This window comes from Lysinibacillus sp. FSL P2-0066 (assembly GCF_037969495.1).
Classification (GTDB): Bacteria; Bacillota; Bacilli; order Bacillales_A; family Planococcaceae; genus Lysinibacillus; species Lysinibacillus boronitolerans.
The window spans coordinates 600,327-625,700 of sequence record NZ_CP150202.1 but is presented as its reverse complement, the minus strand read 5'-3'; the positions used below and the strand labels follow the sequence as shown (position 1 = coordinate 625,700).

At 38.5% G+C, this 25,374-nt stretch carries 24 protein-coding genes; 9 read left to right on the top strand and 15 right to left on the bottom strand.

The window, feature by feature from the left end; translation table 11 throughout:
• Positions 1-29: 29 nt before the first annotated feature.
• The 5 genes from MKZ14_RS03035 to csaB all read left to right on the top strand — a co-directional run bounded on the left by MKZ14_RS03035 (position 30) and on the right by csaB (position 7,529).
• Positions 30-1,880, top strand: a complete 1,851-nt coding sequence (locus MKZ14_RS03035; protein WP_339280610.1) for an S-layer homology domain-containing protein — start codon at positions 30-32, stop codon at positions 1,878-1,880.
• A gap of 342 nt (positions 1,881-2,222) precedes the next feature.
• Positions 2,223-2,963: a WecB/TagA/CpsF family glycosyltransferase gene (locus MKZ14_RS03030; RefSeq protein ID WP_339280609.1), complete on the top strand. Its 741-nt coding sequence runs from the start codon at positions 2,223-2,225 to the stop codon at positions 2,961-2,963.
• Positions 2,960-4,516 (top strand): polysaccharide biosynthesis protein, encoded by a 1,557-nt coding sequence (locus MKZ14_RS03025; protein ID WP_333006216.1) that lies wholly within the window; start codon positions 2,960-2,962, stop codon positions 4,514-4,516. The genes MKZ14_RS03030 and MKZ14_RS03025 overlap by 4 nt, the downstream gene beginning before the upstream one ends.
• Before the next feature lie 20 nt (positions 4,517-4,536).
• Complete coding sequence (locus tag MKZ14_RS03020; RefSeq protein ID WP_339280608.1) at positions 4,537-6,450, top strand: DUF5693 family protein; 1,914 nt, start codon at positions 4,537-4,539, stop codon at positions 6,448-6,450.
• Positions 6,450-7,529 (top strand): polysaccharide pyruvyl transferase CsaB, encoded by a 1,080-nt coding sequence (gene csaB / locus MKZ14_RS03015; RefSeq protein ID WP_339280607.1) that lies wholly within the window; start codon positions 6,450-6,452, stop codon positions 7,527-7,529. Before MKZ14_RS03020 ends, csaB begins: the two co-directional genes overlap by 1 nt.
• Before the next feature lie 40 nt (positions 7,530-7,569).
• Here csaB and MKZ14_RS03010 read toward each other — a convergent pair whose 3' ends face one another.
• Together MKZ14_RS03010 and MKZ14_RS03005 are read right to left on the bottom strand one after the other, a co-directional pair.
• Positions 7,570-8,400 (bottom strand): flagellin, encoded by an 831-nt coding sequence (locus tag MKZ14_RS03010; protein WP_339280606.1) that lies wholly within the window; start codon positions 8,398-8,400, stop codon positions 7,570-7,572.
• 170 nt (positions 8,401-8,570) lie between these two features.
• Positions 8,571-9,047: a hypothetical protein gene (locus tag MKZ14_RS03005; RefSeq protein ID WP_036076109.1), complete on the bottom strand. Its 477-nt coding sequence runs from the start codon at positions 9,045-9,047 to the stop codon at positions 8,571-8,573.
• A gap of 205 nt (positions 9,048-9,252) precedes the next feature.
• Between MKZ14_RS03005 and MKZ14_RS03000 the strand changes: the two genes are divergently transcribed.
• Positions 9,253-10,827, top strand: coding sequence for a hypothetical protein (locus MKZ14_RS03000; RefSeq protein ID WP_258859087.1), 1,575 nt, complete (start codon positions 9,253-9,255; stop codon positions 10,825-10,827).
• Positions 10,824-13,589 carry a DEAD/DEAH box helicase gene (locus tag MKZ14_RS02995; RefSeq protein WP_258859088.1) on the top strand — a complete coding sequence of 922 codons (2,766 nt, stop codon included), beginning with the start codon at positions 10,824-10,826 and terminating at the stop codon, positions 13,587-13,589. The genes MKZ14_RS03000 and MKZ14_RS02995 overlap by 4 nt, the downstream gene beginning before the upstream one ends.
• A 243-nt stretch (positions 13,590-13,832) precedes the next feature.
• Here the strand turns inward: MKZ14_RS02995 and ssb are convergent, their stop codons facing one another.
• Positions 13,833-14,231, bottom strand: a complete 399-nt coding sequence (ssb, locus tag MKZ14_RS02990) for a single-stranded DNA-binding protein (RefSeq protein ID WP_004269495.1) — start codon at positions 14,229-14,231, stop codon at positions 13,833-13,835.
• A 297-nt stretch (positions 14,232-14,528) separates the two neighbouring features.
• Between ssb and MKZ14_RS02985 the strand changes: the two genes are divergently transcribed.
• Positions 14,529-14,954, top strand: a complete 426-nt coding sequence (locus tag MKZ14_RS02985; RefSeq protein ID WP_048395644.1) for a YwpF family protein — start codon at positions 14,529-14,531, stop codon at positions 14,952-14,954.
• Positions 14,955-15,039: 85 nt separating this feature from the next.
• The gene (locus tag MKZ14_RS02980; RefSeq protein ID WP_339281001.1) at positions 15,040-16,005 is read left to right on the top strand and encodes a nuclease-related domain-containing protein; all 966 of its coding nucleotides are present in this window, start codon (positions 15,040-15,042) and stop codon (positions 16,003-16,005) included.
• Between the two features lie 302 nt (positions 16,006-16,307).
• Here the strand turns inward: MKZ14_RS02980 and MKZ14_RS02975 are convergent, their stop codons facing one another.
• The 12 genes from MKZ14_RS02975 to MKZ14_RS02920 form a co-directional block, all read right to left on the bottom strand.
• A complete protein-coding gene (locus MKZ14_RS02975) occupies positions 16,308-16,733 on the bottom strand; it encodes a hypothetical protein (RefSeq protein ID WP_036076101.1) in 426 nt (141 codons plus the stop codon).
• A 109-nt stretch (positions 16,734-16,842) separates the two neighbouring features.
• Positions 16,843-17,226: a hypothetical protein gene (locus tag MKZ14_RS02970; protein WP_016991807.1), complete on the bottom strand. Its 384-nt coding sequence runs from the start codon at positions 17,224-17,226 to the stop codon at positions 16,843-16,845.
• Positions 17,227-17,373: 147 nt separating this feature from the next.
• The gene (gene fabZ, locus MKZ14_RS02965; RefSeq protein ID WP_016991806.1) at positions 17,374-17,817 is read right to left on the bottom strand and encodes a 3-hydroxyacyl-ACP dehydratase FabZ; all 444 of its coding nucleotides are present in this window, start codon (positions 17,815-17,817) and stop codon (positions 17,374-17,376) included.
• 57 nt (positions 17,818-17,874) lie between these two features.
• The gene (locus MKZ14_RS02960; protein WP_004269489.1) at positions 17,875-18,165 is read right to left on the bottom strand and encodes a DNA-directed RNA polymerase subunit beta; all 291 of its coding nucleotides are present in this window, start codon (positions 18,163-18,165) and stop codon (positions 17,875-17,877) included.
• 47 nt (positions 18,166-18,212) lie between these two features.
• A complete protein-coding gene (locus MKZ14_RS02955; RefSeq protein WP_305193504.1) occupies positions 18,213-19,052 on the bottom strand; it encodes a flagellar hook-basal body protein in 840 nt (279 codons plus the stop codon).
• Between the two features lie 24 nt (positions 19,053-19,076).
• The gene (locus MKZ14_RS02950; RefSeq protein ID WP_066036934.1) at positions 19,077-19,910 is read right to left on the bottom strand and encodes a flagellar hook-basal body protein; all 834 of its coding nucleotides are present in this window, start codon (positions 19,908-19,910) and stop codon (positions 19,077-19,079) included.
• Positions 19,911-19,931: 21 nt separating this feature from the next.
• Positions 19,932-20,927 (bottom strand): rod shape-determining protein, encoded by a 996-nt coding sequence (locus tag MKZ14_RS02945; RefSeq protein ID WP_004269486.1) that lies wholly within the window; start codon positions 20,925-20,927, stop codon positions 19,932-19,934.
• Positions 20,928-21,136: 209 nt separating this feature from the next.
• Positions 21,137-21,397, bottom strand: a complete 261-nt coding sequence (locus MKZ14_RS02940) for a sporulation transcriptional regulator SpoIIID (RefSeq protein ID WP_004269485.1) — start codon at positions 21,395-21,397, stop codon at positions 21,137-21,139.
• Positions 21,398-21,553: 156 nt separating this feature from the next.
• Complete coding sequence (locus MKZ14_RS02935; protein ID WP_048395635.1) at positions 21,554-22,231, bottom strand: M23 family metallopeptidase; 678 nt, start codon at positions 22,229-22,231, stop codon at positions 21,554-21,556.
• A gap of 37 nt (positions 22,232-22,268) precedes the next feature.
• Positions 22,269-23,207: a stage II sporulation protein D gene (spoIID, locus tag MKZ14_RS02930; protein WP_036076092.1), complete on the bottom strand. Its 939-nt coding sequence runs from the start codon at positions 23,205-23,207 to the stop codon at positions 22,269-22,271.
• A gap of 80 nt (positions 23,208-23,287) precedes the next feature.
• Complete coding sequence (gene murA, locus MKZ14_RS02925) at positions 23,288-24,598, bottom strand: UDP-N-acetylglucosamine 1-carboxyvinyltransferase (RefSeq protein WP_036076091.1); 1,311 nt, start codon at positions 24,596-24,598, stop codon at positions 23,288-23,290.
• A 492-nt stretch (positions 24,599-25,090) separates the two neighbouring features.
• A complete protein-coding gene (locus MKZ14_RS02920; RefSeq protein ID WP_004269481.1) occupies positions 25,091-25,330 on the bottom strand; it encodes a DUF1146 family protein in 240 nt (79 codons plus the stop codon).
• Positions 25,331-25,374 lie beyond the last annotated feature (44 nt).

Here is a 25,374-nt window from a genome sequence, read left to right as displayed (position 1 = left end):
CATATCAGCTATTGAAGGGAGCTTAAAAAATGAAACGTAAATTTCCTCTTTATGGGGCCGTGCTGGCAGGCATGTTATATCTTGCGCCAACTTCCGCTTCTGCAGAAGATATTTCAAAGCACTGGGCCTACCATGAAATGAACTATCTTATTACCCACGATTTAATGAAGGGTGATGAATTCGGCAATTATCGTCCGAATGATGCTGTCACTCGTGCTGAATTTGCAGCCTTTCTTGTTAGAACACTGAACTTGCCAGCGGCTTCTAGTCAGGCAACCTTTACAGATGTTAAAAAAGGTGACTGGTATTACGGAGTAGTCGAGCAAGCAAGCTATCACGGGCTAATTAAAGGTGATGAGCAAGGCAAATTCCATCCGAATAATCACATTAATCGTCAGGAAATGGCGGCTATGTTAAAAAGAGCTCTTACTTATCAAAACATCAATACTTCTTCCTCCCCTATTGCTTTTAGTGATAATGCGCGCATTGCCAAATGGGCCTATGCAGATGTACAAGCTGTCGTCACAACAGGACTACTTGTTGGGAAGCCAAATAATCAATTTGCACCTCTTGCTCAAACAACTCGTGCTGAGGCAGCTACCGTGCTCTATCGTTTAATCCATCTAGAGGCGCCTGGGGCAGGTGGTAAGCAATACATGACGACGAATTACTCACATGATTACTCTTCTGTAGTGAGTAAACAAACAATGAATAATCCAAAGGTCGATGGTGCTGGCATTTTCACGGCTAGTGAGGCACTAGTGTCATACTATGTACACCCAAAAAGCTTTATGCAGGATAGCCCATCTTATTATCAATTCCTAAAATTATCTACTGTCGTTAATAACCTGAGTGCAAAAGAGCTGAACGATAAAGTACTTGCGAATAAAGGTAGCTTAGCAGGTACAGCGGATGCCTTTATCCAGGCTGGTGTAGACAATAAGATCAATGCTATTTATTTAGTCTCCCATGCCTTGCATGAAACAGCCAATGGGGCTTCTGCACTTATTAAAGGGATCGAGGTTGGCTTAGATACAAATGGCAAACCGATGATGGCGACACCAGAAAATCGCGATAAATTAACTGCTATTAAGACAACCTACAATGCTTACGGTATTGGCGCTATTGATGCTGATGCTAATAAGTATGGTGCGGAGCGTGCTTATACAAATGGATGGTTTACTGTTCAGGATGCTATTATCGGAGGTGCCCAATTTGTAAAGGATCAGTATATTAGCAAGGGTCAGGATACGCTTTATAAAATGCGTTGGAATCCTGATAATCCGACAGTCCACCAGTATGCAACACATGTGATGTGGGCTGTCATTCAAGCGAAGAAGATCTATGATATTTATGAATTAATTGGTGCTCATACGACAACTAACCTAGTGTTTGATGTGCCTGCATATCAAAGTCAATCTTCCGCTCCTTCATTACCGAGTCCATCGAAGCAATACGCATTGGATTTAGGGTTAGCGGGGGCAGCAGGTAAAACGACGATTAATCTCAATATGAGAACGTATCCGAATACAGCAGATAATGCTTCGATTATTACGAATTTGCCAAAGGATACCTCCTTTAAAGTTCTTGGTGAAAATGGTGGTTGGTTGAAAGTAAGTGTCAATGGACAAGAGGGCTGGGTGCTTGATGATTATGTGAGTCTTGAAAATGGCTTACAAATTGTCAATATGAACATTACACTCAATGTTCGAAGCGAACCATCTACTACAAGTGCTATTTTAGGTACTGTTAAACCGAATGGCTTTATTATCGGTGTTGTAGACGATAAAGGTGAGTTTATAAAAAATGGTGCCTGGTATCAGGTGCTTTTCAACGGAAAAACAGGCTGGGTACATGGCGATTATATTGTAAAAAAATGATTTTAATAGGATGCGCAAAAGAAGAGTGCGATGATGATTCGCACTCTTTTTGTTAGTCATTTTTTATCACCTAGATGAAAGCGCTATATAATAGAAGAAACTCGAAATTTTAGGATATAATTTTCAAACTATCCTCCTAAAATTTAGTAGTTATCTACGTCAAAATAGTGTCCTAAAAAGCTTAATAGGCGTGTGCTATTTCTTTTAACATTCGTTCAGTTATTAGCGCTATACCCTAGTTAGTCCCCGTTAAACCCATTATCGAAAATTTCCTGTCAATATTGCTTTTATGGTATGATAGATTGCAGTGAAAATGGAATTACAGAAAGGTTTGAACACTATATGAGGCATGTAACGATTATGGGCATACCCTTTTTACATATTGGTCAGCAAGGGTTTGTTGATTTACTCGTTAATCGTATTGAACAGCAAGAAAAAACTTTCGTTGTGACAGCCAATCCTGAAGTTGTCATGCAGGCAAATGAAAATCCAACTGTCATGAATTACTTAAAGCAGGCAACTTACATTTGTGCGGACGGCATTGGTGTCGTTAAGGCTGCACAAATCCTTGGTGATTCACTTCCAGAGCGTGTAACTGGCTATGATACGATGGTACGTCTGTTGGAAGTTGGTCATCAAAAGCGTTTTAAAATCTATTTATTAGGTGCTCAAAAGGAAACCATTGAAAAGACGGTTGCCAATATTCATAAGAACTATCCAAACGTTGATGTCGTTGGCTATCATGATGGCTACTTCGACTGGAATAATAATGATTTTGCAAAAGAAATTGCAACTTTACAGCCGGATCTCGTATTTGTGGCATTAGGTGTACCAAGACAGGAAAAATGGATAACGGAAAACCTCGAGAAATTTTCAAAGGGTGTATTTATCGGTGTAGGTGGCTCCTTCGATGTCATCGCTGGCACTGTAAAACGTGCTCCAGTACTTTGGCAAAAGTTAAATCTTGAATGGCTCTATCGACTGTTACGCCAGCCAAGTCGATTTGGCAGAATGCTTGTACTCCCACGCTTTGCTTTAAAGGTGTTTGCATTAAAGCTTAAAGGTCAGGGCAAAACAAAATGAGTCAGTCAACATTTGTTAAAAGCACACTCATCCTAACGATAGCAACCTTACTTTCTAAAGTAATCGGTAGTATCTTCCGTATACCACTTCAAAATATTGCTGGTGATGAAGTACTCGGTATTTTTAGTCTTGTCTATCCTGTTTATATGGTAGCCCTTTATTTATCCGTTGCAGGTATCCCTATCGCTATTTCTAAGCTGATTGCGGAAGCCAAGACGAGTCAGGATACTGCCAAAATTAAGAAAATTTATGTGACTGCAAGAATCCTTGCATTATCCTTTGGCGTCATTAGTTTTACAATCATTTACGGCTTTTCAGAGCAGATAGCAAATGCACTTGGTGGGCCATCAACAGAGATCGCCTTAATTATTGTTGCCCTTACATTACTGGTAGCTCCTTATATGGCTGTCTATCGCGGATTTTTCCAAGGCTTTGGGGATATGCGACCTACTGCCATCTCACAAGTGATTGAGCAGTTAGTACGTGTTGCGTTAATTTTAATCGTTGCTTATTTCCTAGTAGCAATGGATTATTCAAATGACATCGTAGCTGGTGGAATTATGGCAGGCTCTGTATTAGGAGCCCTAGGGTCACTTTTCTATTTACTCTTTAAATATTTCCGTTCTTCGGTAAAAGTGACGAGTAAGGAGAAATATTCTGGTAAGGATTTCTCTAAATACAGTAAAACCATTTTAAAAATTTCTATTCCAATTGCGATTGGTTCTGTCACAATGGCACTCTTTAACTTTGTTGATTCCTTTACGGTTACATATGGCTTAAGAAGTGCTGGTGCAGATGCGAGTGAAATTAGCTACCTTTATGGTATTTATGGTCGAGGACTAACATTAGTTCAAATCACGACTGTTTTTGCTTCTTCGATTATCTTGCCGCTTGTGCCTTTGATTACAACGAAGCTAGCTGAGCGTAAATTGGATGAAACACGCACTATTATTGAGCAAACTCATCGTATGACACACCTTATTTCATGGCCAGCTGCGATTGGGCTACTAGCCTTAACCTTGCCTTTAAATCTAGCTCTTTTTAAAGACTTAGAGGGAAGCTTAATGTTAGCCATCATCAACCTTAGCTCTGTCTTTACATCTCTGACTTTACTTGGAACAGGTATTCTTCAGGGTATGAATGCTGCCAAAACAGGAGCCCTCATTATTTTGAGTGGTGTTGTCCTTAAGGTGTTTTCCAACATCTTCCTTATTCAGGCATTCGGTTTAGATGGTGCTGCCTATGCAACTTTGCTAGTGTATTTTGTGTTATTTATTGTGAATTCTGTCTTTATTTATCGTACGATTCGCTTTACTGTCCTTGGAAAAGATACGGTGAAAATGATTGTGTCTTCAATTGTAATGGGAGCAGCAGTTGGATTACCAACACTTTGGCTTGACTTTACACATTGGTCAAGAATGTTAGCTATGGGCTATCTAACTGTCGCAATCGTAGTTGGAGGGGCTCTTTACTTCCTTCTACTATGGCTAATGAAAGCTATTCATAAACAAGATTTAAAGAAAATCCCTGTTATCGGAAAAAGATTTTCATAAATAAGAGAGGTAGGACACTTATGTCAAAACAGAAATGGCTTTGGGGGATCATTGTTCTTTTACTCGTCGTTTCCTCTACAGGTATCATGATGAGGTGGAATGCAGAGCAATCGAATGATGCTTATGAGATTGTTATTCCCTATGATGAAATACAAACCGCAGAAAAAAATAGCGATCTAACAATGGATGAAATCCTTTCCTCCTTAAAGGATGCTGGGCTGAATACTGTGAGTCTAGAGCCCTTAACATTAAAGGAAATGGACAAACAAAACTTAATTACCGTTTATAAGGAAAGTGAGTTAGCAGCACAATTATTGTTTACACCCTATAAAGATGCTGTTGATATCTCAAATAGCGGCTATTATATTCGAGTACCTGAAAATGAAAGCTACCAAAAGCTGATCATGGAGAGCGTTACACCAGAGGAAGTACAAATAGGTGAAGAAGCTTTTTATTTCCTTCCTGCTTCTAACCACAATTTTGATTTAAAAACACCAATTGGCTACGATCAGCCTGCGATTGACATGATTAGTAAGCATGGACTGGCGCATATCTTTAAGGTAGAAAATGCAGATAATGAAGTAGCTAATGAAAAGTTGGTTAATCAATTAGTCGCTTTAAAAGAGGCTTCAGCAGGCCGCTTACTTGGCCAAGGTGATGAAGCCATTGGATTTGGACAAGAAAACGGCAATCAATTAGTTGAAAAATTAAATGATGCTGGCTATTACTTCTACACAATTGAAAGTAACCCACTTAAAGGCGAAAGTAAAATCGCTCAAATGACGGATTACAATATGATTCGTTTGCATAGCATCAATGTGAACAGAGAGACTAAATTAAAGCTAAATGCAAGTATTGATCGTACAACACGAGCTGTCAAAGAGCGTAATATTCGCTCTATCTTCTATCATATTAAAACAACAGGAAATGCCAAAGAAAATGTTGAAGAAACGATTGATTACTTAAATGGTGTGCATGACACAATGCCAGATCATTTCAAAGCAGGTGAACCAAAGCTATTTGATAAAGTTGCAGTGCCAGCTTGGGTCAAAGCAGCCGTATTAGTAGCAGGTATTTTATTTACCTTTATCATTTCAGAATTAGTAAAATGGATGCCTCTTCGTATCGCGGCAGCTGGCTTTATGGCTGTATTAGCGATTGCGTACTTTATTCTGAAAAGTACTCTATTCTTACAAGCATTTGCACTCATTATTGCTGTCCTTGCACCAACCTATGCAGTCATCAAATCAGCACAAGGTTCTACAAAGCTATCTAACATAATTGTCCAATATTTAAAGGCAGTAGCAATTAGCGTTATTGGGATCGTTATTGTCATTGGCTTATTGAATGGTAATGCTTTTATAACAGGCTTTGCTGTATTTAAAGGGGTTAAGCTTGTTTATCTTATTCCAATTATGGGTGTCTTATTATTTACAGTAATTGAGATGAACCGACTAGCTGATCAAAACATTAAGAACTCTTTATCCAATACGGTAACATTGTTAAATAAAGAATTAAAATATTGGCATGTGCTACTACTCATTGTATTGGCTGGTGTCGGATTATTTTACATTAGCCGAACAGGAAACTCTGGTTCTGTAAGTGATATGGAACTAGCCTTTAGACAATGGCTAGAAAATACATTGTATGTTCGACCAAGAACGAAGGAATTTTTAATTGGTTTCCCATTCTTCATTTTAGCGTTATATGTAATGGGTATTAATCGTAAATGGGGTAGTATTCTTCTTGTACCAGGTGTTATCGGTTTCCTATCCATCATGAATACATTTACTCACCTACACATCCCAGTGGCTGTTTCTGTGTTACGTACACTATACAGCGTATCTCTAGGTCTTGTAGTAGGACTAGTGTTTATCCTAATCTTCAAAATCGGTTATCGTTGGGTTTCTAAGGCAATCGCGAGGTGGTCATAATGCACGTTGTTTTATCTGGCTATTATGGATTTGATAATGTCGGAGATGATGCCATTCTACTGTCCATTATCCAATCATTAAAAAAGTGGCAAAGTGATATAGAGATCACGGTATTATCGAATAATCCAGCAGCTACTGAGCAAACATATGGTGTCAAAGCCATTAATCGTTGGAAAATGAAAGAAATTCGCCAATTACTTAAAACAGCGGATGGACTGATTAGTGGTGGCGGTAGTCTTATGCAGGATCAAACAGGCATGAAAACTATTCCTTACTATGCGGGCGTTATTCAAATCGCAAAATGGTTAAAGAAGCCAGTATTTGTTTACGCCCAAGGTATGGGTCCGATTAATCATCCGCTTAGTAAATTCATTGTTCGTACAGTTTTTAATAAGGTTGAGCAAATAACGGTTAGAGATAGAGCCTCTCTAGCTCTTTTAACAGAGATCGGTGTACGAAAAGAAACAAAGATCGTACCAGATCCTGTGATGGGATTAAACGGTAATGACTTTCATTGTGATTGGCTAGAAAGTGTTTCTTTATCAGCCGATAGCTATATCTCTGTAAGCGTTCGAGATTGGCCTTCCGCTGTTGCCTACAAAGAGAAAATTGCACACAGCCTAGATGAATTAGTACGTCAGGGTGAGCAAATCGTCTTCCTCCCTATGCATGGTGAGCATGATTTTATCACTTCACAGGAAATAGCAGCACTTATGAAGGAAAAGAGCTTAATTGCTCCTGCTGATTTATCCATTGAGGAAAAAATCGCAGTGATTGGTCAATCGCAACTATTAATAGGTATGCGACTACACTCCTTAATTTTCTCGGCAATCTATGCAACACCATTTATTGCGATTTCCTATGATCCGAAAATTGATGCGTTTGCTGATATCGTTGATCAGCCCGTCATCGGCCATGTTGAGGTTGATGATTGGAATGGTGTGACATTGTTTGAACAAGCTGTGGCAATCCTCGAATCCTATACAACGGTTCAAGAAAAAATGCGCCAGGCTGTCATCCCATTACAAGATGAAGCAACTGCAACTGCTAAATTAGCAATTGATGCTTTGTCAAAATAAACATTAAAAAATGATGAATTTCAATGTTAATTGAAATTCATCATTTTTTTCCTACTTCTAATAATTTTAAAATGGACTGGGCCTGTTGCATATGCATGGCTAAAACATATTGACCTGCTTGCATTAAAATTTGCGCCTTCACCATATTCATCATCTCTTTTGCGATATCTGCATCTCGAATACGAGACTCTGCTGCTTGTAAATTCTCTGCCGTGTTCACATTAGCATTATAGGCATGTTCCAAGCGGTTCTGATAGGCACCAAGACGTGAGCGCTCATTGGAAACACGTTTTAAGGCTTCATCCATTGAAGACATAGCTTTTTCCGCATCCTCACGAGTAGCAATAGAAGCATCCTTCACCCCAAGTTCCTCGGACCCCATCCCATTGATAAATAATTCTATACTCTGTCCTGCATTGGCGCCTGCTTGAATCTTGATGCCATTTGTTTCATAATCCCCATTAAGTAATGTCTTCGTATTAAATTCTGTATCGGTCGATGTGCGCTGGATTTCCTTTTTTAATTCCTGAAATTCCAAATCTAATTTTTTACGATCATCATCCGTTAATGTATCATTGGCTGCTTCCACTGCTAACTCACGCATACGCTGAATCATGGCATGTGTTTCATTCAGTGCCCCCTCTGCCGTCTGCACAAGAGAAATACCATCCTGTATATTTTTAGCTGCCATATTCAAGCCACGAATTTGTGCACGCATTTTTTCAGAAATCGCCAGTCCAGCTGGATCGTCAGCCGCACTATTAATGCGATAACCCGAAGAAATTCGCAGCATAGCTTTACTCATCGCCCCATAATGATGATTCATATTATTCAGGATTGCCATCCCCGTTGCTGACCACTTACCAAGCATGATTTCACCACCTTCTTAACCTATATATCGGTCTATCATCTCATCTATTGACCTTTTTGGAAATGGTTTCTAATTTTTTATGAGTTATTAACATATTATAGTTGATCAACCACATCATAAAAGCACCTGCTTGTCATTTATGAAAAGTAGGTGCTTACTGGACATGCCTTCTATTCAATTTTGAAACCCCCATGTTGATGGTTCTTTTGCTGTAGCAATTCGAAAAAGAGTGCTTTATCATTCTCTAGTAATGCTTGATCAATTAAATGATCCCAATTTCTGTCCTCTAGCTCTGCGATAAGCTGATCGATTTCGCCAACTGTCACAGTAGAAACCATCGGAATTTGTTGCTTTGGTGTAGCGCTTTCAAGTATTGGTGCTAAATGCTCATGTACATTGGTAATAAGCAATAATTGATAAAGTGGTAATCGAATAAAGCGATTTCCTTTTTGGAAAACAAATACCTCAGATAAATTTTCAATCTGCTGTGTCTTCATGTTGATGATCATCTCTTTACCTTCTATGGGAATGAAATGGAAAATCTCATTCTCTTTTAAAATAGAGAAATATTGATAAGCAAATACGAGACGTAATTTATCTCCAGTAACTTTTGTGTAAAACGGCTTCATGTATTGAACTTGCATCATCCTTCATCCCTCCCTAATTATCTGATTATTCAGATTTTAACACAAATCAAAAGCCTTGTTAACTATCTTTAACTCATTTTTTTCTTTCTGATCATTCAGCTTATCATTACTGCATTTTAATCGTATAATGGAAGGACAGTCTTTTTTTCCTTTTTTACAATTAACTATGTTAACTATAGCCATACATGATGAAAGGAGTGAGGTTATGGCATTATCTATATCGCAATTAGCTAAGGAACATCAAGCATTTGTGCTGACTAAATTAAAAGAAGCTGAACAAGGGTTACATCCTTCCTCCACAGAAGATGAGGAACTAGTGCGCCGTGCTGTCTTTTCAGTAAGGAATAAATCCATTGTTTTTGAACGATTTAATGGAGCAAGTTCTATATTATATGCAAGTGTTCAAGATGTCAGACCCGCTTCTGTTGAAATTGATTTTTCCAAGGAAGAGCTACACTGTAGCTGTCCCCAAGCAAAATGGTGCCGACATCAAGTAGGTGCTTTACTCGCTCTCTACCAATATTTTGATTCTGTTCAAAATTGGTCGAGTGCTTGGCGTGCTCAAAAATCAGTTCAGTTAAAATCTTTAGCAGATGAACGCAGCCCGCAAAGCTGGTCGATGATGGTGGATGAGGTGATGAAACGATTATTACCGTCTGGGCGTATACTAGAGGGCTATGGGCTTTCCGCTGTAAGAACCGATGCTTTAGAGCGTCTTCGTCGGCATATGCCCTTTGAGCGTGAATGGCAACCCCTTTATAAGCTCTATATGGAACTAGCCATTTTAAATTCGATATGGCGGCATTTAAATGAAACACCTGGTCATTCTTTAGATTCATCTTATATGAAATATTTTATCGATCAAAGCACTCAATCTTTTGAGAGCATTCTCACAGAGCTTTCTAATCGGTCACGTCTGTTTGCGACTGACCCATTTTATGACGCCATCCAAGAGCTAGTAAGAGAATTTTTATTAGAACGACAAGGGCTTTTCGCCAACCGACTTCGTCTATACATGCTGCTATGGGCAGTGCTTTTTTATGAGAAGCCTCGACGCGAAAAGGAATTGGCATATATAAATAATCTTGATCACCCTTCAGCAGAAATTTCTCTACAATCGCTAAAATTATTATTTTATGTGCTATTACAGAAAGAGAATTTGCTGCTTGAAAGTTTGGCACAAATTGATTTACCACAAATGCAGGACTTGTTTGAACTGGCTACTTTTGCTCAACGTGCAGGAGAGTCCTATTCATTAGCAGTCATTTTACGAGCAATTTTACCTTTGACTGAATTATTTCTACAGGAGGTCGTTCCGGTCGTTCAACGTGCCCAATACGTAAGGCAATTCCAACTTCTATTTGATGAGATCCAGCTTACGGAGGAAGAGGAAGCAATACTATACAGTGCCTTTGGTGTGTATGGACTACAGCCGTTCTCAAGTTTTTTAATTAAAAAAGGTCGCTATCGAGAATGGGCAGCCCTACATCAATTAAACCCATCCTCTCTATCCTATTTAGAAATGTGTGGATTAAAGGATGTATTGCAGATTGAACCTGCAACTGTTTTACCTTTATATCATGTCTATGCAATGGCTGAAATTGCTCAAAAATCACGCTTAAATTATAAACAGGCTGTGCGTATTTGGAAAAGTATGCGGAGTGCTGCAAAGCGAGCTGGCAAAGCAGCTTATTTTGAAACATATATGCAAACCATTCGTGCAGAATATAAACGACTACGTGCGTTACAAGAAGAAATTGAGAAAGGAAACTTAGTATGATGACAATAAATGCTCCTTCCCCTTTTTCCAAAACACAACAGCTCCGTATTGAAGTAGCTCGGGAAGGATATTTTACGTTGCAGGGTTTTACTGCAAATGGTGCAACAATTGATGTTGATACACTAATTTCTTCGCTATTCTTTACTTATGAGGCAAATGTTTATGGATTATTAACAAATCGGACTGATTATACAATTGAGGTTTCTACAGCTGAGTTACTAGATATTTTTTCAACAAGCTTCCAGCACCCTTTCATCAATTGGATTGGTGCAAATGAAGAAAGTATGGAATGGCTGAAAAAGGTATTCGCATTACAGGAATACTGGCAAGAGCCGTCCCTTTGGTCACATGCTGTGATTGCAGATGATTTTTTATCATTAAGTTTCCCTATTGATCATATAGATTCAGCATTATTGGAAACAGCTGTACAGCAGAAGCTTTCTCAGGTTGGTCTAATACTAGCTGATTTACCAAAGTTACTACCTTTTTTCCTACGAGGTGGCTGGCCATTAGATCAAGCTCGTCAGGCTGGAGCCGTTTCCGTTTCTTTACGGTTAAGTGAGCCCGAGGAAGAGACAGATGTATGGTTATTAGAAACGGTCCTAAGCACCGCTACAACCAAAAACTATTGGACACCTGCTATTCGTAAACAATCTTTACCTATAGAAGAGGCACTACCTGCAAAATGGCGAATGTTTGCAACTGAAATTGCGCAGCAACAACAACAAATTGTAGAACTTCTATCCACTGATACGATCAATAGTGATATCTTTATTCGTGTGACACTGGAAGATTTAGAAGTTCGCTCATTCCTACGTGAGGATCTCGCTAGATTACAGGCTCTTGGTTTCGATGTTGTACTCCCAGCATGGCTAAAGGATTTAAAACAATCTAAAATTCGAGTACGCGTCACAACTAGCAATGTCTCTACAAGGAAGGTAGCAGGTTTAGATGATATTTTAACGTTTAAATGGCAATTTTCTATGAACGGACAAACGATTTCGGCTGAGCAATTTAAAAAGCTCGTGGATGAGAAACGTGAATTTATTCGTATTGGTACTGAATGGTTCCGAGTAGATGCCAATTGGATGCAAGAAATGCGTGAATTAATGCAGCAGGCAGAAGATGAAAGTTGGACTGTTCGAGAATTATTATTTAGAGAATTACCAGAAGACTTGTCTGCCCCTCTTGAGGAAGAGGATGCAGATGATGCACTGAGAGATGATCCAGTCTTTGCACTAGAAATACAACAATCATTAAAAGCATACATGGAGCAGCTTCTAGAGAAGAAAGGCTTGCCTGCCGTTTCAATTCCATTGTCCTTACAAACCGAATTACGCCCCTATCAATTAGAGGGCTATGAATGGTTAGTCTTTATGCGCCAACAAGGTTTCGGTGCATGTCTAGCTGATGATATGGGCCTTGGAAAAACGGTTCAATTGATTACCTATTTACTTCATATTTATGAGTCATCAACTGATTATACAAAGCCATCCATCATTATTTGTCCTACTTCAGTGCTTGGGAACTGGCAAAAAGAACTTGCTCGATTTGCCCCGTCTCTAATTGTGCATACACATTATCAAACAAATCGAGCAAAGGATGAAGAGTTTAAACAGCTAGTGACAGTAGAAAGACCACATGTCATTTTATCAACCTATGGTACTGTGTCACAGGATACTGAATTTTTACAGAATATCGATTGGGCAGCAGTTGTACTTGATGAGGCTCAAAATATAAAAAATATGCAAACATTACAATCAAAAGCCATTCGTAAATTGCTAGGTGACCATCACATTGCTCTCACTGGGACACCTGTAGAAAATCGTTTATCTGAGTTATGGGCTATTTTTGATTTTATTCATAAGGGCTATCTAGGTAGCTTTGGCCGCTTCAATGAAGAATTTATTTTGCCTATTGAACGGGACGAATCAGAGTCGCATAAACAGAAGCTTCGAGCAAAAATTCAGCCGTTCTTGTTACGTCGTACAAAGCGTGACCCACATTTACAGCTTAACTTACCAGATAAGCTAGAATCGAATGAATATTGTCCATTAACAACAGAGCAGGCTTCACTCTATGAGGGCTATATTTTAGAGACGCTTGATCAGCTAGAGCAGTTAACAGGCTTTCAAAAAAAGGGGCGCGTCTTAAAGATGCTCAGTAAATTAAAGCAACTATGTAATCATCCTGCCTTATATTTAAAGGAACCTTTCGAGGATGCCAAAACAATGCTTGCACGTTCAGCTAAGCTAGAGCGCATTGTACAAATGGCAGCAGAGATTGTGGACAATGGAGAGCAATGTCTCATCTTTACACAATATATTGGAATGGGACAATTACTACAGCATTGCTTTAGTGAATTATATAATGTAGATGCACCGTTTTTAACTGGTGCTATGCCTAAGCAGCAGAGAGACCGCTTAGTAGAGGCTTTCCAGGCAGGAGATTTCCCTATATTTATCCTTTCTTTGAAAGCTGGTGGAACAGGACTTAATCTAACAGCAGCCAATCATGTTTTACATGCAGATCGCTGGTGGAATCCTGCTGTTGAAAATCAAGCAACAGATCGTGCTTATCGCATCGGACAGACACAATTTGTGCAGGTCCATAAATTTGTGACAATTGGCACGATCGAGGAAAAAATTGATAAGATGCTGGTGCAGAAATCTGCATTATCCGAAGAGCTTATTCAGTCAAGCCAATGGTTGACCGAGTTAGAAGATCAAGAACTCCGTGATTTAATAACATTAGATATATAATAATGAAGATGCGCCAAGAGCAAATTCTTGGCGCTCTTTTAGTGGAACTTGCTACTTCTTTTCCCTACTTACTTCATCATTCATATTTAGTTGTGTTGAAAATCCCATTGCTGTGCGGTCTTCAGCAATGTTGATTATAGTGTTCCACATCATTCCTTTCTGTTTGTTACGGTGCAAGAAATATAAGGAGAATGGCGGATCAGACAATGAATGTTCTCTTGCCCCGTATGTAAGCTATACTTGCTAAGGTAAAACAAAATCCTTTAAGTGTTCCTGTTCATTCGGTGGCTGTGGCGGTATAGTAACTGCTTCGTCACTATCTCTTTGTTTAAGTTGATAAAATCTAACATCCTCAACCACTATCTCTGTCATAAAAATCTTAGTGCTTTCCTCATTTACAAATGACCTTGTTTGAATACGGCCAGTGGCACCGATTAATGAACCTTTACCGCAATATTTAACGATATTCTCTGCAAGCCTTCCCCAAGCTGTACAGAAAACAAAATCTGTATCTACTTCCCCTTGATTGTTTTTAAAATTACGATTAATGGCTAGTGAGAAATGAGTTTGCACACGATTTCCAGATAAGTAACGTAACACCGGGTCTTTTGTAAACCTTCCAACCAATCCGACTTGATTCATTCATTCACCTCCTTTGCTTTTGATTGCTCTCATCTTACAAAATGATTCCGGTATTCGCAAAAATCAATATTGTTAATTTCCTTCAGTTTTTGTGCATAAATTGGGTAAATCGGCATTTTTATTTTTCTATTTTTTATTAATTTTCTAGCTGAATGCTTTAGGCTGTAATGGCAAATGCTATTCCATGAAAACTGCAATTTCGCAGTTTTTGAAAAACCGTCACAGGTGCGCATCACAAACAACAGCTGTCTCATGTGTTATACTAAAAGAATGACAGACTTAGGAGGAATATACATAGTGAAAACCTTTAAAATGCTTTCCTTTGACCTTGTCACGAAAGATGGCGTGCAACCATTCCCTTTAATCGATGGCATCATTATTAATCAGGAAAATAGCCATCAATCTTGGGTACTTGAATTGTTTATGGAAAAACAATATCGCTCAACCTTTGATGAGCTCTTAGCAAATGCTACAGTCTTCAATGTACGTGCAGTTATTTCATTTCCAGATAATGAACCCGCTCCTTTTCAGGTGATCGTACATACTGTTGAAGAAATCGGTAATCATGTTTCAGTCCTATTAAAAGGTACGCTTAAAATTAAACGATCAAAATATGCAGAACAATTACTTTCCGAGCTACTTGCTGAGGGTGTTTCTTTAGAGGATTTACTGGATCGCTTTACACAAGATATGAAAAAGCGACCAAAATTAAAAAATGACTGACGATGCGAATTTTTGCATCGTTTTTTTATTGGACAAGCAGTAATTTTTTTGTACAATACAATTTAAAAAAGGAGGGTTACATTTGGTGGTTGCTATAAGGAAGAAGCCTTTAAAATTATTATGGCTTGAGGCTTTGATGAGGCGTCTTTTAAAGGATGATGTAGAATATCATTATTATCAAGAGCAGTATCGTCGACTAGATGCAGGGTTTGCTGGCGAGCAAAAGGTTGATCGCGTATGGCATGAATTAATATATCCAAATACCTTTTTTGTCTTACATAATTTATGTCTTATGAACACGGCTCAACATCTGCATCAGATTGATACGCTTTTTATTTGTCCACATTTTATGTTGGTTGTAGAAATCAAAAACATACATGGTCGTCTTGAATTTGATCAACACACACATCAATGCACACGCACAAGGGTTGATGGTACTGTTGAAGGATTTCCAAATGCTCTTACTCAAACTGAGCGTCATATGGAATTTCTTAAAAATCTGATTACAAGTTATTCCCTTCCTGTTGAAGGGGCTGTTGTTATAGCAAATCCTTCCACAATCATCGTCAATTCAACTAGTACTCTTCCCATTTTTCATGCGTCCGGACTTCATAAGTATCTCCAGTCGCTTTTTAAAAAGCACCCTAAAAAATTAATAGATAATCAATTAACCCAATTAGTGCACCTACTACTTTCTAAACAAATTATTCCTCAGATTCATACATCAATTGCCCCATCACGATTTCGACACGGTGTTCTTTGTCCAAAATGTACCTATCAAAATAATATGTACTTCCATCGTGGCATTTGGAAATGTTCATTTTGTCATTATAGAAGTATAGAAATTTTCGCAGAGGCTTTGCTTGATTATCGGTTATTGATTAGTCATTCTATTACCAATAAACAGTTACGAGCGTTTTTTAGAATTAATTCTAACGATGCAGCTACTCGATTGCTACGGAAGTTTAAGTTTCCATATACCGGTACCTATAAGAATCGTGTTTACCATTTACCAGAAAATTTACTGGAACATATGAAAAATTATTTTTGATGGAGGTTTTGCTTAGCTTCGCAGGTATTCACTCTCCTTCCGCGGGTATTCGCTTCTCTTTCACGGGTATTCGCTCTCCTTCCGCGGGTATTCGCTCTCCTTCTGCGGGTATTCACTCTCCTTCCGCGGGTATTCACTCTCTTTCCGCGGGTATTCTCTCTCCTCCCGCGGGTATTCTCTCTCCTCCCGCGGGTATTCACCCTCCTTCCGCGGGTATTCACTCTCCTCCCGCGGATATTCGCTTCGCTTCCCTCTAAATTGAAAAAAGAGTGTTTTCCATAAAGGAAACACTCTTTTTTATGTTATCGGTTGTTCATACCATCACGGTATTTTTCAGTGTTGTTAACTTTATCGTCGACAACATTATTATTGTTATTGCTGTTTATGTTGTCATTACGTTCAACACCGTTTACACCGTTTGCATTTGGTGTGTTGTCATAGCCGTTTGTGCTGTTGATATCAGCATTAGAACCAGGTGTTGTTGCTTCAGGTAATGTTGTATTATCGTTTACAGTACCTCGATCAACACCATTCCCATTTACATTATTGCGATCGTATGCATTATCTCGTCTATTCGGATCTAATGCATCCTCGACGTTGTCAACACCACGACGTACGTCATTCTCGGCTTCTCGAACAGGGTGATCTTCTACTGCATTATTTCCCCAGTTACAACCTCCAAGGAATGCAGTTGCAAGAATGATGGTTAAAAATGACATTTTCCACATAGTAAAAAACCTCCTTTCTTGGGTACTATGTCATCAAATACATCTACTGTATTTGTGATCCTACATAGATTGCCCGAGAAAGGAGGGAACTATCCGATTTTTGTACAAACTATTTTTGTTTTTCTTTTAATAACTGTTCAATATATGCTGCCTCTGCTTTACAGTCGTAGCTATAGTTTGTGCCTAGCTCTTTTTGCAATGCTTCGATTGTTTCGATTTGCTGCGCTGTTGGTTCTTCATTTAAAATTTTGGCAATAACCTCATCGATTTTTTGTGCCATTTCTTCATGAAACTGTGCGCTCATCAATGTATCGGCAGGGATTTTTTCGATCCATGCGGCATTCTCCTGAAAATAAGTCTGCCAGCTTGCAATGAAGTCTTCCATGGAAAAGCGCTCTTCATCCCAACCAATACTTGCTAAGTATGCTTCAAAAGATGTTGAAATCGAACGAGTAATGCTAATTTTAATACCTGAAGACAATTCCTTATACATCTTAATAATCCTCCTACGTTTGTAAAACCTAAAAATTACATCTATTTCAATTCACAATCGCTTATTTACCATCGCAATTTAAGAACCTACTAATCTATTTTTGACTTGACTTTATCTATTTTATATCTTTTGGTCTACAAATGCAAATTAAGCTTGTTTAGGCTGTTCAGGCCCAATTGCAAATAGAATATCGGCCTCACATACAAGTTCTCCATCTACAGTTGCTACACCATGACCTTTACCCATTGCGCCACGAAGTTTTACAAACTCCACTTCCAATTTAAGTTGGTCGCCTGGTACGACTTGACGCTTGAAACGACAATTATCAACACCCGTTAAAAATGCTAAACGACCCTTAAATTCTTCAGCATTTAATAAAGCCACTCCACCTACTTGAGCTAAAGCTTCCACAATTAACACACCTGGCATAACTGGATAACCTGGGAAGTGCCCATTAAAAAAATCTTCGTTAATTGAAACGTTTTTTAATCCTACTGCACGTTTCCCTTCTTCTAATTCAATGATGCGATCGACGAATAAAAAAGGATAGCGGTGTGGTAAAATTGCTTGAATTTGTTCTGCAGTTAACATGTCATTTCCCCCTCAAAAATTTAAGTATGTATACACAAAGTAAGGTAAAGAATAATGTTATTCTTTACCATTCATAATATCAAATATATGCTGCCATGTTTCTCGTTTAAAAATATCCATAGCATTGCCTTCTCCAATAACGCTAAAGCCAAACATTGCGCCTAATGCTGCGGCAACAACGACTAAAATGAGAACAATTACAATGCGTAACCAAATCGGAATCAGTCGGATTTGCACCCATCGAACCTCGCGTTGCTCTCCAGTCGAGCGGCGTTCTTTCTTTTCTGGTTGCGGTTGCGTATCGGTTTCTTGTGTCGGCACAGAACGTCGACGTGAATCGTTTGTCATAGATTGTACTCCTCTTCATTCCTTACTATGCGTTTTTGGATAACTTCCTATCGAATGCCATTAATAAGTCCTAGCATTTGATCTGCTAATGTCACCGCTCTTGCGTTGAATTGATAAGAACGTTGTGTTTGAATGAGTTCTGTCATTTCTTTCGAGAGGTTAACATTGGACATTTCTAGTGTACCACTTTGCATGCCAATTTGCTGACGGTTGGCTCCCACAAACTCTGTCAAAACTTCTGCCTGCGTATAGCCAAGTTCAGCTAAATTATTAGGTAATCCCATATAAGAACCGGCAACATGCTCCATTAATTGCGGCTTTTGGAATTCTGTTACAGCTAAATCCGTACGAATAATATCCCCATTTGGATAAGATGCTTCTAATACGCCACCATCTCGAACAGCAAACTTTTGAACCGTGTCTGGTAATGTAATAGCTTGTCCTGCAGCGTTAGCTACTGGATAACCCTCTGCTGTTACAAGCATAACTGTTCCATTATTCAATGGAGATAAATAAAAGTCACCTTGTCGAGTATACACTGTTTCAGTTCCATTTTCACCATCTGGCATCAAAATATTGAAATATTGTTTCGCTTTTGTGAAAGCTAAGTCTAAATCACGATTAGTTGTTTGTAATGAACCTTGCTTTTCATTGGATTTAATTTGCCCAATCATTGCGCCAGATCCATAGCGAATACCAACAGGTGTTTGTCGTTCTGCGCGATCCTGCTTATCATTATTAAATTGCTGATAAAGTAATTCATTAAAGGATGCTTCCTTTGTTTTATAGCCCGTTGTATTACTGTTAGCAATGTTATTACTAATGGTATCCAGTTTGTTTTGTAATTGCCCCATTGTGTTTGTAGCTGTAATCATTGTACGTAGCATTGATAAAAGCCTCCTGTTCGCCCATTAAATTTTTCCGATTTCATTTACAGCCTTTTCCATGCTACGATCATAAGCTTGTAATACTTTTTGATTTGCTTCAAATGCACGGTAGGCAGTCATTAAATCTGTCATTGTGCGACCAGAATCTACGTTTGACCCTTCTAAAAAGTTTTGACGTAGTGTAAAGGAAACACCATTCGCTCCATAAGCTGTTGGCAAGTTCTCACCATTTTCTGTACGAATAAGGCCATTATCTTGTTTTTGTAGCATGTTCGGGTTTGCAGCAAATGATACACCAACACGAGCTACTTGTTGATTATTTACAAAGATAGCGCCACTTTCATCTAATCGGAAATCATCATTTGGTAGCTGGATACGTTGCCCAGCATCATTTAGTACATATAATCCTTGACCATTAACTAAATAGCCTTGCCCATCTAACGTGAAATTACCATTACGTGTGTAAGCCTCACCACCAGCAGGATGTTCTAGTCGGAAGAAAATTGAACCCATAACCCCATCTTCATTTTGTGGTAAGTTTCCATTAATCAATGCCATATCTGTTGTAAAATCAGTATTATAGATTTGGCCTTGTATGTAATTTGGCAATGTTTCTTGTAAATATGTCCCTGTATTTAAAGCTCCTACTTGACTCATATATTCAGCGCCGGCTTGTTGGTGAGCAGGAGCATTTGTTTTTCCAATGCTAGACATTAGCATATCTGGGAATGAGCGAATCGTAGATTGATCTGCCTTAAATCCTGGTGTATTCGCATTTGATAAATTATTGGTAAGTAATTCTGTTCTTCTTTGTTGCGTGATCATACCTGTTGCAACTGTATAAAATCCTTTAAACAAAGAAATCACCTCATTTTATTTTTATAAGGATGCTGGCACACGATCAATATTTTCAAGCATGATACCTGTACCAATGGCTACACAATCCATAGGTCTCTCTGCAATGAAAACAGGTACCTTCAACTCTTCTATTAATAGCTGGTCCATTCCATGTAACAATGCACCACCACCAGTTATAATCACTCCACGATCAATGATATCGGCTGATAGTTCAGGTGGTGTTTTTTCTAAGACATTTTTAGCTGACTGGACAATCATGGCTACTGACTCATGTAGTGCACGTTCAATTTCTTCAGACTCAATTGTAATTGTACGTGGTAAACCTGTTACCATATCACGGCCACGAATATCCATTGTATCATTGCGACTACCTTTGAAAACTGTACCAATTGTCATTTTGATTGCCTCTGCAGTACGTTCTCCAATCAGCAATTTATATTCTTTTTTAATATATTGCAAAATATCGTTATCAAACACATCGCCTGCTACTTTAATGGATTCACTTGTTACGATATCACCCATTGATAGAACTGCGATATCTGTCGTTCCGCCCCCGATATCGACTACCATATTTCCACTTGGTTGGAAAATATCCATTCCAGCACCTATTGCTGCAACTTTTGGCTCTTCCTCTAAATATACTTTTTTACCACCGGATTTTTCAGCAGCTTCACGAATTGCCTTTTGTTCAACACTTGTAATATTCGTTGGACAACAAATTAATATGCGTGGCTTCGCCAAAAATCCTTTTACGTTTAATTTATTGATGAAATGTCTTAACATCGCCTCTGTCACATCAAAATCTGCAATGACTCCGTCTCTTAGTGGACGAATAGCTGTGATATTACCTGGCGTTCTCCCTACCATTTGGCGGGCTTCTTCCCCAACCGCTAATACTTTATTTGTCTTTTTATCGATCGCCACAACAGATGGTTCATTGAGGACGATCCCTTTCCCCTTAACGTGGATTAATACGTTCGCAGTCCCTAAGTCAATGCCAATATCTTTCGAAAACATTTTATAATTTCTCCTTCCCGCCAGTTCCAACTACATAACGTTCATTTTATCTCTTTATCTAGAATATTTTATCATATTCTATTGGTAATTTCACCTAAATTTAGTGAATAAGACTGTTTTCTTTTTAGGCAGTGAACGGCTATAATATAGAATTACTATTCTTAGAAAATCATTACTTATGCTTGTCCAACACAGCAAAAAAGAACGAATCATTCTTGACTCGCTCTTTCTTTCCACTTGTTTTTCGTTGCTTCTCCTCCGCGAATATGACGTACGGCCTTATGGTAGGCGAGTATTTCTTTCACTTGGTCAGCTAATCCTTCATGAATTGTTGGTAATCGCTCTGTTAAATCCTTGTGCACCGTACTTTTTGAATAACCAGTCATTTTCGCGAGGACACGCACAGTCTCACGCGTCTCAATCAGTAATTCACCGAGGCGTATGCAGCGCTTCCGAATGTGCTCATGCACGTTCTTCGTCCTTTCCACACAATTTCACAAAATGCTTTGGCAATCAGATGCACATTTGCGCATTTCTTCACCTTATGTGAGGACAAAGCTATTCAGAACACGTTTTGCATTTTCTTGATAAAATGCTGACTTTTTATGCGTTACTAGCTTTTCTCATTAAAAAGCTAGTAATTTTTTCGGATTGATATATTTTCCGTTTTCAAGAATTTCGAAATGCATGTGGACGCCAGCCGCTTGATTCCACTCGTTGTCAGTCGCTTTTCCTAATGCTTGACCTTGTGTAACCTCATCGCCTTCTTTAACAGCGATATCCTTCACAGAGCTATAATGTGTCTGCATACCATTTGGATGCTCGATCACGATCTTATTGCCTGTAAATGCGTCTAGTTTTACCTCTAGTACTTTACCACTCATAGCAGCTAGTACTTCAAACTCTTCACCATTCATAGCAATAGAGATTCCTGAAGATGTAGTAAATGTTTGATTAAATACCATTAGTGCATTTTCACGAGACTCTTCATTTGCCTCTAACTCGTAAAATTCTTGTAAGACTTGTACTTTACTAAAATTCTCTTCTTTGAATGGATACTTCATGTTTTCAGTTCGTGCATTAGTTTCCACTACAGGACCTGGATCTACTTCAGCTAAATCTGGTAAAGGAGCCTCTTCTACTTTTGATACGAGACTATTGTAACCAAATAACAATCCTGCTAGAACAAGTGCACCACCTGTGTAAACTACTGGCCAAAACCACGGTTTCTTTTGTAATTGGCCATTTTCCTTTTGATTTGGATCTTGGTTTTGAGAAGCTTTGTTATTTTTATCCTCTCTCATTTTCATCACCTCTAGTTGCAGTGTGAACAACTAGAAGTTATTTTAAACATGCATCTATTTTTTTTATTTCAATATCTTGATAATAATAGTGTAAAATTTCGGCAGCTGTTTTCCCTTCATTTGCCATTGCCTCAGCTCCATACTGACTCATGCCCACTCCATGACCATAACCCTGAGTTTTCACTTGAACCTTTCTTTTATTGGCATTAAAGATGATAGTGAAATCAGTTGATGGAATACCAAGAAGCGTTCTTACCTCTCTCCCTGTCCAGACATTATTTCCTAATTGTAAACGCTCTACTCGCCCTGAGTCATTATAAAATAACTGGATACGATTAAAATCACTAGGTTGCCATTGGATAGGCCAGAGCTTATTCCATTGAGCTAAAGTCCACTCTTGCACAGCCTCAAACTTTGGTGATGCTTGATCTGATATACTTGCAACACTTTGCAAATATGGAATATCATTTCCACCATATCCATAAGCGCTTTCTGTTTTACCGTTACTTGTTGAATGAAACATGGCTGTAATCAATTCATTATTATAAAGAATAACTTGTCCTTGCGTTTCATTGATAGCTTCGACAATTTTCTTTTCATTTCCCAGGAAATTGCTAGCCCAATTCGCCTTTCTTTGCTCTTCATCATAGAAGACTTGCTTTGCCACAGTAGGAGCAATCGCAATTTTTCCGTAATTTGTCGTTTTCAACGCATATGTGCGTGCTGCAATGGCTTGTGCCTTCAGTGCCTCTTTTTTAAAAGAAACAGGCATTTCTGCAGCAACTACCCCTGTAATATACGTTTCCAAAGGGATTTTTTCTTCTTGCCCCTCCACTTCTATAAATATTTCACAAGCATTCTTATCACTAGCTTGAGGTTTGATAGCCTCTTGTCTTTCACTAAACCCTACTATAGGAAGCATATATAATGCCCCAATTAAGCAAATGACACCAATACTAATCATCCATTTTTTCATAAGGAATAATATGCTAGATTTCTTTTAGTTATGAGAAAACAAAAACCCTCTGCATAAAAGCAAAGGGTTTTGAAATCTATTTAATTTGTAGGCAATTCAACTGTTACATCTTCAATTGTCACCACTTCTTCTGTAATACGTTCAATATTCGCACCAAGTGATGCTAATTTGCCATGGAAATCAACATAACCACGATCTAAATGGTGAAGCTTTGTAACACGTGTCATGCCTTCAGACACAAGACCTGCTAAAATTAATGCAGCCGCAGCTCGTAAATCCGTTGCCATAACCTCAGCTCCCTGAAGATCCACAGGCCCCTCGATAAACACAGAACGTCCCTCTATTTTAGCGCCAGCATTCATGCGACGAAACTCCTCAACATGCATAAAGCGGTTTTCGAATACCGTTTCTGTAATAATACTCGTACCTTCTGCAGTAAGCATTAACGCCATCATTTGTGATTGCATATCTGTTGGGAAACCAGGATGTGGCATTGTTTTGATATCAACTGCTTTTAGGGTTTGAGGAACTCGTACACGGATTCCTTCATCCAACTCTGTAATTTCTACGCCCATCTCACGCATTTTAGCTATTAAAGCAGTCATATGCTCAGGAACTGCGTTTTCAATCACCACATCTCCTCTAGTAATGGCTGCTGCTACCATAAATGTACCAGCTTCAATACGGTCTGGAATAATATGATGCTCTACTCCATATAATGTATCGACTCCTTCGATACGAATCGTATTTGTCCCCGCACCGATTACACGGCCACCCATACTATTAATAAAGTTTGCAAGATCCACGATTTCAGGTTCCTTCGCAGCATTTTCAATTACAGTTGTCCCTTCAGCTAAAGATGCAGCTGTCATAATATTTTCAGTTGCCCCAACACTCGGGAAGTCCAAATACACATTAGCCCCTTTTAAACGACCCTCTGTCTTCGCCTCTACATAGCCATGGCCAAATGAGATTTTTGCACCCATTGCTTCAAAGCCTTTTAAATGTAATTCAATCGGACGTGATCCAATTGCACAGCCTCCAGGAAGTGCCACACGAGCATAGCCATTACGAGCAAGTAGAGATCCCATTACTAAAATAGATGCACGCATTTTACTAACAAATTCAAATTGAGCTTCACTTGAAAGTTCTTTTGTTGCATCTATATATACGGCATTATCTTCAGGTATATATGTAACTGCTGCGTTTAAACTTTTAAGTACTTCATTTATTGTAAAGACGTCTGCTAAATTAGGGACTTCTTTAATTACATTTTCTCCTTTTGAAGCAAGTAAAGCTGCTGCAAGGATTGGTAACACTGCATTTTTTGCGCCCTCTACACGTACTTTTCCCTGTAGTTTTTGGCCGCCAGTCACTATTATTTTATCCACCCTATGTCCCTCCGAATTCAATCTATTAACCTATCGAATTTTTATTTTAATAAAGAAGTATAATGTCATAATCAGTAAACAAACAACTCTATAGTACAACTTTTCTAACGCTCGTTCAAGCGTCCAAATCACTATTTTAAGCCATTATTAGATATTTTGCTATTTATTTATTGTACGCTGCCAATTTTTTTTTGTGAATGACCAATAACCCGTTCGCTTCTAATACATACCCAAAGATATATGAATAAAAAACAACTTTTCACTTAATTTCTATAAAAAAAGTGGTGGGCACCTATTATCGTACATTTATCAATGGCTATCTTGGTAGCTAATAGCGTAAAGCTTATAATAATCTAATGTGTTGGCGTCATTAGATTGCGTATCCAGTGTTGATCAGTCTTTTTACATAGTTCAAAGGGCCACACAAAGGGTATTATAAAGTCCTTTGAAGCATGTAGACATATGAATTTATTTAAAAGAGAAACGAATTCTTTAAAATAAATAAGGAAGTTTGCCTGACCAGCTAGAGATTTGAAGAAAGAAATTAGATACTGCTGAGCCTATCGCAATACTAAGTAATATATAAATGAGCTGAATTTGAAAAACTCGATTCTTTTTAAAGAGTTTTTCGATCATAAAAGCTTGTAAAGCATAAAAAGTAATAGCAATAAAAAATAGGTGGGATAAAATACCCAATAAAGCTTCTTGTCCGATTGCTTCATATATCTCCATATAGCATCCTCCATTTCTCCTTCAATATGTTTGTTCACCTTAAA

Bases quoted from the DNA above. Each gene is read 5' to 3' on its own strand.
- MKZ14_RS03035 (WP_339280610.1), top strand. From the start codon at position 30: ATGAAACGTAAATTTCCTCTTTATGGGGCCGTGCTGGCAGGCATGTTA.
- MKZ14_RS03030 (WP_339280609.1), top strand. From the start codon at position 2,223: ATGAGGCATGTAACGATTATGGGCATACCCTTTTTACATATTGGTCAG.
- MKZ14_RS03025 (WP_333006216.1), top strand. From the start codon at position 2,960: ATGAGTCAGTCAACATTTGTTAAAAGCACACTCATCCTAACGATAGCA.
- MKZ14_RS03020 (WP_339280608.1), top strand. From the start codon at position 4,537: ATGTCAAAACAGAAATGGCTTTGGGGGATCATTGTTCTTTTACTCGTC.
- csaB (WP_339280607.1), top strand. From the start codon at position 6,450: ATGCACGTTGTTTTATCTGGCTATTATGGATTTGATAATGTCGGAGAT.
- MKZ14_RS03010 (WP_339280606.1), bottom strand. From the start codon at position 8,400: ATGCTTGGTAAGTGGTCAGCAACGGGGATGGCAATCCTGAATAATATG.
- MKZ14_RS03005 (WP_036076109.1), bottom strand. From the start codon at position 9,047: ATGATGCAAGTTCAATACATGAAGCCGTTTTACACAAAAGTTACTGGA.
- MKZ14_RS03000 (WP_258859087.1), top strand. From the start codon at position 9,253: ATGGCATTATCTATATCGCAATTAGCTAAGGAACATCAAGCATTTGTG.
- MKZ14_RS02995 (WP_258859088.1), top strand. From the start codon at position 10,824: ATGATGACAATAAATGCTCCTTCCCCTTTTTCCAAAACACAACAGCTC.
- ssb (WP_004269495.1), bottom strand. From the start codon at position 14,231: ATGAATCAAGTCGGATTGGTTGGAAGGTTTACAAAAGACCCGGTGTTA.
- MKZ14_RS02975 (WP_036076101.1), bottom strand. From the start codon at position 16,733: ATGTGGAAAATGTCATTTTTAACCATCATTCTTGCAACTGCATTCCTT.
- MKZ14_RS02970 (WP_016991807.1), bottom strand. From the start codon at position 17,226: ATGTATAAGGAATTGTCTTCAGGTATTAAAATTAGCATTACTCGTTCG.
- fabZ (WP_016991806.1), bottom strand. From the start codon at position 17,817: ATGTTAACTGCAGAACAAATTCAAGCAATTTTACCACACCGCTATCCT.
- MKZ14_RS02960 (WP_004269489.1), bottom strand. From the start codon at position 18,165: ATGACAAACGATTCACGTCGACGTTCTGTGCCGACACAAGAAACCGAT.
- MKZ14_RS02955 (WP_305193504.1), bottom strand. From the start codon at position 19,052: ATGCTACGTACAATGATTACAGCTACAAACACAATGGGGCAATTACAA.
- MKZ14_RS02945 (WP_004269486.1), bottom strand. From the start codon at position 20,927: ATGTTTTCGAAAGATATTGGCATTGACTTAGGGACTGCGAACGTATTA.
- MKZ14_RS02935 (WP_048395635.1), bottom strand. From the start codon at position 22,231: ATGAGAGAGGATAAAAATAACAAAGCTTCTCAAAACCAAGATCCAAAT.
- spoIID (WP_036076092.1), bottom strand. From the start codon at position 23,207: ATGAAAAAATGGATGATTAGTATTGGTGTCATTTGCTTAATTGGGGCA.
- MKZ14_RS02920 (WP_004269481.1), bottom strand. From the start codon at position 25,330: ATGGAGATATATGAAGCAATCGGACAAGAAGCTTTATTGGGTATTTTA.